The sequence below is a fragment of the Psychrobacter sp. UBA3480 genome (assembly GCF_002377945.1).
Taxonomy (GTDB): domain Bacteria; phylum Pseudomonadota; class Gammaproteobacteria; order Pseudomonadales; family Moraxellaceae; genus Psychrobacter.
In genome coordinates, this window is record NZ_DFQV01000013.1 from 61539 (window position 1) to 74452 (window position 12914).

Annotated in this window: 9 protein-coding genes; 7 read left to right on the forward strand and 2 right to left on the reverse strand. The window is 44.0% G+C overall.

Annotation, left to right across the window (positions count from 1 at the left end; translation table 11 throughout):
- Positions 1-7 precede the first annotated feature (7 nt).
- Positions 8-1348, reverse strand: a complete 1341-nt coding sequence (locus B2863_RS05000; RefSeq protein ID WP_296207961.1) for a short-chain fatty acid transporter — start codon at positions 1346-1348, stop codon at positions 8-10.
- 409 nt (positions 1349-1757) lie between these two features.
- Here B2863_RS05000 and B2863_RS05005 point away from each other — a divergent pair, with 409 nt between their 5' ends.
- On the forward strand, positions 1758-3173 hold the full coding sequence (locus B2863_RS05005; RefSeq protein WP_296207963.1) for a GntP family permease: 1416 nt from the start codon (positions 1758-1760) through the stop codon (positions 3171-3173).
- A gap of 376 nt (positions 3174-3549) precedes the next feature.
- Complete coding sequence (gene metG, locus B2863_RS05010) at positions 3550-5643, forward strand: methionine--tRNA ligase (RefSeq protein ID WP_296207965.1); 2094 nt, start codon at positions 3550-3552, stop codon at positions 5641-5643.
- Positions 5644-5739: 96 nt separating this feature from the next.
- Here metG and B2863_RS05015 read toward each other — a convergent pair whose 3' ends face one another.
- The gene (locus B2863_RS05015; protein WP_191115023.1) at positions 5740-6141 is read right to left on the reverse strand and encodes a hypothetical protein; all 402 of its coding nucleotides are present in this window, start codon (positions 6139-6141) and stop codon (positions 5740-5742) included.
- Between the two features lie 621 nt (positions 6142-6762).
- On the opposite strand from B2863_RS05015, the gene B2863_RS05020 reads away from it, so the two are divergent.
- The 5 genes from B2863_RS05020 to B2863_RS05040 all read left to right on the forward strand — a co-directional run.
- On the forward strand, positions 6763-7812 hold the full coding sequence (locus tag B2863_RS05020) for an ABC transporter substrate-binding protein (RefSeq protein WP_102094939.1): 1050 nt from the start codon (positions 6763-6765) through the stop codon (positions 7810-7812).
- A 77-nt stretch (positions 7813-7889) separates the two neighbouring features.
- Positions 7890-8930 (forward strand): ABC transporter substrate-binding protein, encoded by a 1041-nt coding sequence (locus B2863_RS05025; RefSeq protein ID WP_296207968.1) that lies wholly within the window; start codon positions 7890-7892, stop codon positions 8928-8930.
- Between the two features lie 442 nt (positions 8931-9372).
- Entirely contained in the window at positions 9373-10272 is a 900-nt protein-coding gene (locus B2863_RS05030) for an ABC transporter permease (protein WP_101204314.1), read from the forward strand.
- A 64-nt stretch (positions 10273-10336) separates the two neighbouring features.
- Positions 10337-11131, forward strand: coding sequence for an ABC transporter ATP-binding protein (locus tag B2863_RS05035; protein ID WP_057759272.1), 795 nt, complete (start codon positions 10337-10339; stop codon positions 11129-11131).
- Between the two features lie 215 nt (positions 11132-11346).
- The coding region (locus B2863_RS05040) for an FdhF/YdeP family oxidoreductase (protein WP_296207970.1) at positions 11347-12914 on the forward strand (1568 nt) is incomplete at its 3' end.

The following is a 12914-nucleotide window of genomic DNA, read 5'->3' on the forward strand; positions in this document are numbered from 1 at the left end:
GGAATGACTATACCAATAGCCAGAACACGCCCATGATAATGGCACCAGAGACTGCCAGTACTATCAGACAGTAACCCATGATAGCTCGCGCATCCAAACCTGCAATACCCAATAATGGCAAAGCCCAAAACGGCTGAATCATATTAGTCCATGCATCACCCCACGCGATTGCCATGGCAGTAATGGCTGGACTAACGCCTAGCTCAATACCAGCAGGAATCATAACAGGGCCCTGTACTGCAAACTGTCCACCGCCCGACGGCACAAACACATTGACCAAGCCAGCACTTAAAAATGCAAAGATCGGAAAGCTGTCTGCGGAAGCGGAATTGACAAAAAACTCAGTCACTTGCGTACTGATAGAGATACCACCTGCATTGGCACCCGTCATGATGCCCATGATGCCGCCGTAGAACGGGAACAATAGCACAATACCCGTGATGCCACCTATCCCTGAGTGTACGGCACGATAATAACGCTCTAGCGTGCCATGCGATAGCAAACCTATGAATAGGAATAGCCCAATGACGATGTTTAGCCCTAGGTTAAAACCGTTACTGCCAAACTCGCTGATATAGTACATCAGTGCTAAGGCCAATAAGATGACAGCAATAATACGGCTATCATCTAATTTTTGTGCAGGTGTGTCTCTTTGGGGTGCGACGTAGATCTCTTCTTTGATCAGTTTAGGATCAATAACCGTAGGATTTTTAGGGTGCATAAAGCGATTGACGAGTGGCAAAATAACGATGAGTAAACCCACTAGCAGCATGTTATAGCCTGCAAATACCGTTTGAGACAAAGGTACTGCTTCGGTCATAGTATTGCCTGACAGCGTCAGTAGCGTATCACCGCCCGAGCTAAGTGTCAGCGGTATCGAACCTGAAAAACCACCATGCCAAATTACAAAACCTGAATAGGCAGCCGCGACAAGCAAAGGGTAGTCGACGTTAGCGACTTTTCTGGCCAGTGCCTTTGCAAAGATTGCCCCGATGATTAAACCAAAGCCCCAGTTTATCCATGAGCCAACCAGTCCAACCAAGGTTGATACGATAATGGCAGTCGTAGGAGAGTGGACTCTACTAGCAAGATTGTCCAATAAGCGCTGAATAAATGGTGCACTAGCAAAGGCATAACCGGTCACTAGGACCAACGCCATTTGCATGGCAAAGCTATGTAGTGACCACAGTCCGTTGCCCCAGTGCCCTGCCATAGCAATAATGTCTTGGCCAGTAGTAGCCAGTCCTACAGCAAACGCTATAAGGGTCAAAACGATCGAAAATACGAATGGGGATGGTAGATAGCGATTGACTAACTGCACGCTCATATTAGTGATGGCACTAAACATATTCACATTCCTTGTAAATTTGATGTTTGGTTTTAAGAGTTGTTATTAGCGCTTTGTTGAATGTTTATCAGATTTAAGTGCGGTTACTGCCACTACGTCTGATAAAGGGCAAGCATTATATTTTACATTGGCATTCATAACAATACATTCTATCTCGCTATATCATGCGTGAAACACTTGTGCTAACTTAACATATTATTTTCGTAGCGACTAGAAAATAACCATCAGCGCATGTGAGTCAACGCTGTGCAGGAGTTAAATTGTCGAGATATTAATGCTTAGCAGTCTATGAGTCTAGATTTATGTTTGATAAAACAGACCGAATAGGCTTATTTTGATTAATTTTATTGACCTATATCGACAAGCACGGCATACTCGCTGCCTTATTTTTTTGCCAAGGAGGGCCGTCATGTTTAGTACACTTGCTATTGTCATTACCCTATTATTACTCATGTTCTTTGCTTATCGCGGTTATTCTGTGCTGATCCTAGCACCGATTATGGCGACATTAGCAGTCTTACTGTCAGGTGACTTCTTAAGTACCATTCCCGCTTATACCGACGTCTTTATGGGCGCGTTAAGTGGATTCTTACTCAAATTCTTCCCGATATTCTTGCTAGGCGCACTATTTGGACGCTTAATGGCAGACTCTGGCGCAGCAACTGCCATTGCCAATACGGTCGTTGAAAAGCTCGGTGCTAGCAAAGCCATCCTCGCGGTGATTTTGGTCTGTGCTATTCTGACCTATGGCGGCGTATCGTTGTTCGTTGTGGCTTTTGCTATCTATCCAATCGCCAAAGACTTGTTTAGAGCGGCAGATATCCCAAAACGTTTGATTCCAGCAGCGATAGCCTTAGGATCATTTACGTTTACGATGACCGCATTACCAGGCACGCCAGCTATCCAGAACGCTATTCCAATTCCTTACTACAACACCAATGTATTTGCCGCGCCTATTTTGGGCATCATCGGTGGTACGATCATGTTTGTTTGTGGTTGGATGTGGCTTCAGTCACGCGCCAGAAAAGCCAATGCAGCGGGCGAAGGTTATGGTCAGCATGACGAAGAAGATGTAGGCGGCGTTGGCGCAACGGCAAAAGAAGCTGAGGTATTAAACACTCATCATACTTCTTTTACCATTGCGATGATTCCACTTGTATTGGTCATTGGCTTGAACGCTATATTGACCTATGTGGTATTCCCATCGATAGATTTCAGCAGTCTACAAACTCAATTCCCAGACTTGAATGTCGCAGGCTCACTTGGGTTGTGGTCAATTATTATCTCGTTGGTCGTGGCTTGTGTGGTGTTAATTCTGCTCCGTATCGGACATTGGAATAACCTACAAAAAACCATTAACCGTGGTACTTATGATTCTATGTTGCCGATTTTTAATACCGCATCAGAAGTGGGCTACGGTGCGGTTATCGCGTCACTAGCAGGCTTCCTTATCATTCGTGATAGCATTCTAAACCTAAACCCTGACAACCCTCTGATCTCAGAAGCGGTCGCTATGACTACGCTTGCTGGTATCACAGGTTCCTCGTCTGGTGGTTTGAGTATTGCGCTGTCGACATTGGGTGAAGACTATCTCAGAATGGCAGTCAATGCCGGTATCGATCCTGAGCTAATGCACCGCGTAGCCGTCATGGCCGCAGGTGGACTTGATACGCTTCCGCACAGTGGCGCTGTCATCACCTTACTAGCCATTTGTGGTCTGACCCACAAACAGTCTTATTTGAACTTGGCGATGGTTACGATGGTCATTCCATTGATCGCTGTGGTCGCTGTTATTATTTTAGGTACGATGTTCGGTTCATTCTAAGTTAGCTTAGTCATTTAATCATTTAGTCACTTAGCTAGTTATTATGACTAACTACTGGTATCTAAACGAATAATGGATAAATAGAAAACCCACTTGGCATACTGCTTGGTGGGTTTTTTCATGGTCGATTGATAACTAATCTATAATGACCAAATTCAATGCAAGGCTATTGTTTGTGGTTAATAAGTGCTTGCCAAATGAGAAGTAATTACTAAGGAATATCACAAATTTATTTGATTTACGGTATCATAGGCACACTTTTTGAATTTTTATTATTTTTAGAAGTTTTTAGCATTAACGATGTCGCATCAAAGAGCGGTGAACCGCTTGAGATGTTCGATAACTAACCCGTTTATATAAAAATATAGGTGATTTTGTGCGTGAGATTCTAGTAACCAGTGCGCTGCCCTACGCCAATGGCTATATCCATTTGGGGCATCTTGTAGAATATATTCAAACTGACATTTGGGTACGTGCGATGAAAGCGCAAGGCCATCAGGTCACCTATGTCTGCGCGGATGATGCACACGGTACGGCAATCATGCTCAAAGCAGAGGCCAATGGCGTAACGCCAGAGGAACAAATTGCCTCAGTGAAAGCCTCACATGAAGCGGATTTTTCAAAGTTCCTGATCAACTTTGATAATTACCACAGCACTCATTCAGAAGAAAATAAACAGTTCTCTGAGCTGATTTATCGTCGTCTAAATGATGCTGGTCATATCAGCACAAAAGATGTCGAGCAGTTATTTGATCCTGAAAAGCAATTATTTCTAGCGGATCGCTTTGTCAAAGGTACTTGTCCAGAGTGTGATTCACCAGACCAGTACGGTGATAACTGCGAAGTATGCGGTACCACTTACGATGCAACAGATCTAAAAGACCCGCATTCGACACTGTCTAATGCAACGCCTGTGCTCAAAACCTCTAAGCATTATTTCTTTGATTTGCCAGAGTTTGAGCAGTTCTTACAGGACTGGACGCGCAGTGACAACCGTTTGCAAACGTCAGTCGCCAACAAACTTCAAGAATGGTTTGAGGCAGGACTTGCCAGCTGGGATATCTCACGCGATGCGCCCTACTTCGGCTTCCAAATTCCAGACACCCCAAGTGATGAGCCAGACAAATACTTTTATGTGTGGCTAGATGCGCCAGTCGGCTACATGGCAAGCTTTAAAAACCTATGTGATAAGCGTGCAGGGACAGACCAAGCGCTTGATTTTGACCGCTACTGGGCACAAGAAAACGAGCACAAAACCGAGGTTTATCACTTCATCGGCAAAGACATCGTTTACTTCCATGCCTTGTTTTGGCCAGCCATGCTAGCTGGTAGCGAATACCGTACACCGACTGGTGTTTTTGCCCATGGTTTCTTGATGGTCAATGGCGAAAAAATGAGTAAGTCACGTGGTACTTTTATCAAGGCCGAGACGTATGCTGAGCACTTACATCCTGAATATCTGCGTTATTATTTCGCCAGTAAACTGTCCGACAAAGTTGAAGACATCAACTTAGATTTAGAAGACTTTATGCAAAAGGTCAACTCTGACTTGGTTGGTAAAGTCGTCAATATCGCCAGTCGTAGTGCAGGGTTCTTGGTTAAGAAATACGACGGCATGCTTTCAGAAGTTTGCGTCGAGTCAGAGCTGTTAGAAGACATCACCAAAACGGGCGATGAGATTGCTGCTGCTTATGAGAATCGTGAATTCTCACGGGCTATGCGCTTAATTATGCAGTGTGCGGACAAGGCCAACGAATATATCGATGCCAAAAAACCATGGTCACTAGCGAAATTGGAAGGTACTGAGCAAGAAGTTCAAGACGTCTGCTCGGTCGCGATCAACATTTTCCGTCAATTGATGGTTTATCTTGCGCCAGTATTACCTGAGCTGACTAATAATGCCAAAGAGTTTTTGAACCTTGATGATCTAAGCTTTGCCAGTCGTAATGAGTGGTTACTAGGTCATAAAATCAATAAGTTCAAACCACTGATGCAACGTATCGAGGAAAAAGATATTGAAGCGATGGTAGAGGATTCTAAAGCATCCTTAACCCAAGCAGACGCTCCTGCCGCGACGGAAAGTAGCAAGCCTGCCGCAAACGAAAAAGCACCTGCAACAAATGCAGATGCCGAACAGACTGACTATATTGGTATCGAAGACTTTGCCAAAGTTGAGATGAAAGTCGCACACGTTTTAGAGTGTAACCATGTAGAAGGTGCTGATAAGCTACTACAGTTCACGCTAGATGTTGGTGAAGACAAGCCACGTAACGTGTTTAGCGGTATTCGTAAGTTTTATGAGCCTGAGCAATTGATTAATAAGAAAGTCATTTGCGTGACCAACCTTGCACCGCGTAAGATGAAATTTGGCATATCAGAAGGCATGGTATTGTCAACTGGCGAGCCAAAGACCGGCTTAACAGTCGTTACCTTGCCGGATGCTTGTGTTGTTGGTGACGTGCTGGCATAACGGTTATTTTTAACATTAAAAAATAAAAAAAAGATGCCACTAGGGCATCTTTTTTTATGGTTGATTTGTCAAATTCATGAAAACCAAACCTGATACTTATCTACTCAAAATATCGATAATCTGCAACGTATCATTAATCACCGTCACAATGTTGTTTTCTGGCGTGCGAATACGAACGTAACGGTCATCATAACGGTCTAAAACGACAGAACGGTCATAATCCCTTCTATCAATCTTTCCGACTACTCTATAACCATATCTATCAAGATCACGCTTAAATGAGGCATTAGGGCTAGCATTGCGATAAGCGTTGATACTTGGGTGGGCGTTGCCGCTATGCTTATAGTTTTTACTAACATGGGCAGAGTTACCTTTGCTGTTACCATGTCCATTACCGTGCCCGTTTCCATGACCATCTTTTGCCATAGCAGGCAATCCAATCAAAGAAGTAGCAGTGATACCAGCGATGGTTAATAATTTAAGATTAGCAGTGTTCATAATATTATCCTTAAAATAGTCATTCGAAAAATTTAGATAAATAAAAAAATTAGATAAATAGTAAAGTCTATTTCACATCCACTATGGCAGCACAATGTCACCAAAATGACTGGATTATCTTTAGAATTATCATGTTTCTCGTATGAAAATTAGCTTACGTTAATTATGAAGTGAGTACGTAATAGATGCGTTGCTAGGATGTAAGCGTTTTGCATATGGTTTGAGCAAACAAAAGTACCCTAGCGGCATCCGTTATATTCAGATCTAGATAAGAGCTTCAATGCCTCACGCGTCTTAATAAGATAAAAAGAAGTGATGATTTTTTTATTATCTATCACCATGACCGCTACACATTAATTTCTTATTGCGATAACTTACATTACTGTCATAATATGAACATAATAATCGATGGAACGATTACTTTATTTAATTGTTAGCCTGCTATCTCAGCATCAACATAGCATTGACTTGGCTAATCTGCATTCTTCAATATCATGGCAAAAAACCAAAGTACACCAAACAGATGAGTAAAATGACTACTATATAATTTAGTAGGCTCAATCAGTCTGGCAGTATCTACTTGGTTTTTGCGATTGATATAACCTATGAGTTAACCTAATAATGACTATCGCTTCTACTCTACGCTTAAGCCTATATGGCGTTGCTCTTAGTGCCATTAGCACACTTGGACTAATCGGCTGCTCAAACTCCTCTACCGAGACCGCAGCGACTGCTGAAAATAGCACGGCTACAGACAAACCTGCCAAATCTATTGCCATTACTCAAATCGTTGAGCATCCATCATTAGATGATATGCGCCGCGGTATTATTGATGAATTGGCAGATAATGGTTATGTTGAAGGTCAAAACCTAACTGTTAACTTTCAAAGTGCGCAAGGAAATACAGCGACTGCAGGACAGATTGCCAAGCAATTTGCAGGAGACAATCCTGATGCGATCGTAGCAATCTCAACGCCTTCTGCGCAATCAGTGGTAGCCGCGACCACCACTATCCCTATTATCTACACTGCTGTGTCAGATCCGCTAGGTGCCAAGCTCATCACAGCAGATGGCAAGCCTTTTCAAAGCAATTTGACTGGACTATCAAGCCAACTACCGCTAGAGCCGCAGTTGGATTTGTTACAGCAGATAAAGCCTGACTTAAAGACCATCGGTTATGTCTATAGCCCAGGCGAAGCAAACTCAGTATCATTGCGTGAGAACCTAAAACAAGCTCTGCCAGCACGAGGTCTGTCACTCTTAGACATTCCTGCCAATCGTCCAACGGATATCGGTATGGCGACGCGCAGTTTGCAAGGACGTGCAGATATCATCTATACCTCATTTGACAACAATGTTGCTTCTGCCTTTGAGGCCATGACCCAAGCAGCAAATGAGCTAAAGTTACCGATTATCGCGTCTGATGAATTCAGTGTAAAACGCGGTGCCACTGCTGCGCTTGGTGTCAATGACTATGATTTTGGTCGTACTACTGGCAAGATGGTATATCGCGTGTTAAATGGCGAAGCGGTCAATACTATCAAACCTGAAGTCATGAATGACCTGACCTTATATGTCAGTCCTAAGCACGCCAAAACACAAGGTGTCAGTTTGCCAGCAGAGTTACTAAAAAACGCCATCAATGTTGATATTGATGCTGAAACCAAATAAAAAGTAGTAAGCTATCTATTAGCTCGTCAATTATTTATATAGTGTACGGACACACTATTATTTTAGGAGTAAGACCCATGTTGTCTCAAAATCGTTTTGGTCGTTTTAATTTCGGTAAGGCTTTATTATTAGGCGGTGTATGTACGGCTATCTTGACTGGTTGTAACCAATCAGCACAAGATGATGGCTCCACTGATGCTGCCGCTGGTGGTGATGCAGCGACGGCTATGAAGACCGTTGCTATTACCGCTATCGTCGAACATCCAGCGCTTGATGATGTACGTAAAGGCGTCATCGACGAGCTAAACGAAGCAGGCTTCAAGGACGGTGAAAACTTAACCGTTAACTTCCAAAGCGCACAAGGAAACACTGCTACTGCTGGTCAGATTGCTAAGCAATTTGTCGCTGATGCGCCCGATGTTATCGTCGCTATTGCAACACCATCTGCTCAATCTGTTGCCGCTTCTACTAGCAGCATTCCATTGGTATTCTCAGCAGTTACTGACCCAGTAGCAGCAAAACTGGTACCTAAGCTAGATGGTTCTGGCACCAACGTTACAGGCGCATCAGATGCCCTACCGTATGAGCCACAGATTGATTTGATGCGTCAAATCATTCCATCATTAAAGAACGTCGGTTACGTTTACAGCCCAGGTGAAGTCAACTCAACGATTATCTTAAAAAATCTAAAAGAGAAGCTAACACCACTCGGTATCAATGTATTAGAAGCGCCTGCACAGCGTAGTAACGACATCGCAATGGCAGCGCGTAGTCTCGAAGGTAAGGTCGATATGATCTATACTTCAACTGACAACAACGTAGTATCAGCGTACGAGTCACTTTATCAAATCGCCAAACAAAGTAAGATTCCTCTAATTGCCTCAGACACTAGCTCAGTTGAGCGCGGTGCTGTTGCTGCTCTAGGCGTGAACTACTATGAGCTTGGCCGTGAAACTGGTAAAATTGTCGTACGTATCTTAAACGGTGAAAAAGCAGGCGCTATCCCTGTTTACACTCCACAAGCGCTTGATCTATACGTCAGTCCAAAACACGCTAAAGAAGAAGGCATCACGTTGCCACAAGCGGTTATCGATAAAGCTAAAGAAGTGGTAGAATAACGCACCTTTGTATTTGGCTTAAAATAGCAGGTATAAATAGGAAAGCGATACGAATCAATACTGTGTTGTATACCTTAAAATATACGGCTAATGATTAAATAAGAAACCCAGCTATGAGTCATTAGGCTGGGCTTCTTGTCTAAACAGAGTCTTTTTTGCAAGCGTGCTTAATAGTGCTGTATTTGTCTGAGAATTTATCTGATACTTGTTAAGTAGAGGATAGGTCTATTGATTGCATTGCAGTGCCCTGAACCATTGCTTCAAACCAAGGTAGCTTATGATCGTTGTTAATCGTGATATGTTTTGGTTTACCCTAACCGCAGATTGCTTAATCTGTTAAATTCACCGCTTAGCTGTTTAGCAGGTAGATGATTTTGGCAATTGCCATTTACTTATCTTGGTACCATACGCTAGACACTTGGTTATGACTTACTGATCTCTTATGTCTTTAATTGCTTTTTTTGGTGCGCTTGAAAGTGGTCTGATTTATGGCCTAGTAGCACTCGGTGTGCTTATCTCATTTCGTACGCTCGACTTTCCAGATTTGACCGCTGACGGTAGTTTTCCGTTAGGTGGCGCAGTCGCTGGTATTTCTATCATCGCTGGTATCAACCCATGGTTGGCCTGTGCTTTTGGGATGTTAGCAGGTTCAGTCGCTGGTATCGTCACGGCATGGTTGCATGTCAAACTTGGCATCTTGCAACTGCTTGCCAGTATCTTGGTCATGGTTGCCTTATATTCTGTCAACCTACGTATCATGGGCGCGCCAAACCTACCCTTGCTTGGCGAAACCACAGTGTTTAGCACCTTGGTGACCGATGGTAATGGTTATTGGATGCGTTGCCTGATTATTGGTGTCGTTGTCGCAGCTGCTATGTTATTTTTGAACTGGTTCTATAGCACTGAGACAGGTCTGTCGATGCGTGCTACTGGCTCAAACCTAAGAATGGCACAGGCGCAAGGTATCAATACCTCGTGGATGACCATCATCGGTATGGCGATTTCTAACGGTTTGATTGCCTTAGCGGGAGCGCTGTTTGTTCAGACTCAGGGTGGCGCAGATATCTCGATTGGTATCGGTACGATTGTTATCGGTCTAGCAGCAGTCATCATCGGTGAGACGATCATTCCTGCCAAGCGTATTTGGCTGATTACCTTTGCCGTTGTTGTCGGCGCGGTATTGTACAAACTGTTTATTCAGGTCGCATTATCAAGCGATACGCTACGTAGCATCGGCTTTGGTCCACAGGATTTGAACTTGATTACCGCATTGCTCGTGGTATTAGCCTTGGTATTGCCAAAAGCGAAAACCAAGTTTTTATCACGCAAAGTTCGCGCCTAATGACAGTCAAAGCAGGTATTTATAATACTTGCGATGCTTGAAGAGACAATAAGGAATAACGATTATGATGCAAGCCACCGATTTACGGTTGACCTTTAACCCAGGCACGCCTATCGAAAACCCTGCCCTACGTGGTATCAGTTTAAATATCGCTGACGGTGAATTTGTCACTGTCATCGGTACCAATGGCGCAGGTAAATCTACTTTTTTGAACGCGGTAAGCGGTACGACACGCGTCGATAGTGGCTCAATCTTGCTAAATGGCATTGATGTGACCAAAAAGTCTGCTCATCAACGTGCGCATTGGGTTGCTCGTGTCTTTCAGGATCCGATGGCGGGTACTTGTGAAGCGCTAACGATTGAAGAAAATATGGCTTTGGCCTACAAACGCGGCGGTAATCGCGGTCTAAAATTTGCACTGAACCAGAACAACCGTGATTTGTTCCGAGAAAAACTATCCGTTTTAAAATTAGGTCTAGAAAATCGTCTAACCGATCGTATGGGTCTACTCTCTGGTGGTCAACGCCAAGCGGTAAGTCTGCTAATGGCATCATTGCAGCCCTCTAAGATTTTGCTACTTGATGAGCATACTGCAGCTCTCGATCCTAAGACTGCGGCATTTGTCTTAGAGTTGACTGATAAGATTGTCACGGACAATAAACTGACCACGATGATGGTTACCCACTCTATGCAACAAGCATTGGCACATGGCACACGCACCGTTATGCTGCATCAGGGTCAAGTCGTGTTGGATGTCGCTGGTGACATTCGCAAAGGTATGACTGTACATGACCTGCTCGATATGTTTGAGCAAACACGTGGCGAAAAAGTTGAAGATGACAGCCTGATTTTAAGCTAAGTTTTAAGCTAATACTGCCAATGACTTACGACTTATAAATTTGCACCTTCCAGATATAACCATGTCCGACAACCTCAAAAACCTTCAAGAGAATTGATTTTTCTTGGAGGTTTTTTGTTATCTATAGTTAATGATCATAGGAACTTTCCACTGACCATTATATAGTTGTCGTCTATCAAAGCTTCGCTGTTGTCACTTACTATATGAGGTCTGTCATGCGCAAAATTCCTATCTACTCCCACCCTGCTGCTGGTTGGCCTGCGCTGATCTCATCTACCCAAAAGCTAATGGACTATAAGACATTTTTGCGCGGCGGTATAAGTGTATTTAAAAGCAATCAGCCCCAAGGCGGATTTGACTGCCCAGGCTGTGCATGGCCTGACCATAAGTCACACAAAGCTATCGATGTCTGTGAAAATGGCATTAAAGTCATTGCCAGTGAGACCATGACCCACAAAGCAGATGCTGACTTTTTTACAAGGCACACCGTCACTGAGCTACAGAGCTGGACTGGTTACGAGCTTGAACATAGTGGTCGTTTATCAGAGCCGATGTATTACGATGCGGCGCAAGATCGCTACGTCCCCATCCCTTGGGAAGCCGCTTATAGCTTAATCGCTGAGCAGTTAGGACAGCTTGACTCACCGGATGAGGCGCTATTTTATACGTCAGGTCGTGTGACTAATGAGCCTGCCTTCTTATTTCAGTTATTTGTACGCTGCTTTGGTACCAATAATTTGCCTGATTGCTCAAATATGTGTCACGAGCCAACCTCAGTAATGCTAAGCAGACAGCTAGGTATTGGTAAAGCGACGGTGATGCTAGAAGACTTTGAGCAGGCCAAGCTGATATTGATGTTCGGGCAAAACCCAGCGACCAACCATCCACGTATGCTAGAGATGCTCGCTCATGCGCACGAACAAGGCTGTCGAATCATCTCAATTAACCCGATGCGTGAGCAAGGCCTGAGTAAATTTAGGAATCCACAAAAACCAACGCACATGGCAGCTGGTCAAAGTGCTGACATGGTCGATGATGTTATTCAAATTCAAATCGGCGGTGATGCAGCGCTATTGACGGGCATTGCCAAGTGGTTAATTGAAAACGATAAAATCAATCATGATTTTATTACCACTCATACTTCAGGCTTTGAACCTCTCAAACAGTGGCTAACAGAGCAATCATGGTCAGACATCACACTTGGTTGCGGTATTTCTCAGACAGATATTATCAATCTCGCTGAACTCGTGGCCGATAGTCCAGCAACGATTTGTACTTGGGGCATGGGTATTACTCAGCATGTGCAAGGTGATGACAATGTCGCGATGATTACCAATTTGCTCCTGTTGATGGGCATGATTGGTATCGATGGCGCCGGTGCATCTCCAGTACGTGGACACTCCAACGTACAGGGTGATCGTACCATGGGTATCCATGAACGCCCTAGCAAAAGCTTATTAGACAGTTTAGAGCGTGTATTTGAGCACCCTATGCCGCAAGAGCATGGCTACGATGTCGTCACAGGTGCCAAAGCCCTTATCGCAGGTAAACTAAAAGTCTTTATGGGCATGGGTGGTAACTACGCAGTGGCGGCACCTGATACCAGCGCTATTGAGCAAGCCTTAACCACTACTCAGCTTAATATATTTGTCGGTACTAAGCTCAATGAGACTATGCTATACCCTGGTGCTAATAATTTGATCCTACCTTGCTTAGGCCGTACCGAGCGTATTGTCACAACAAAGGGTGAGCAATTTGCCACTATCGAAGACTCTATGTGTCA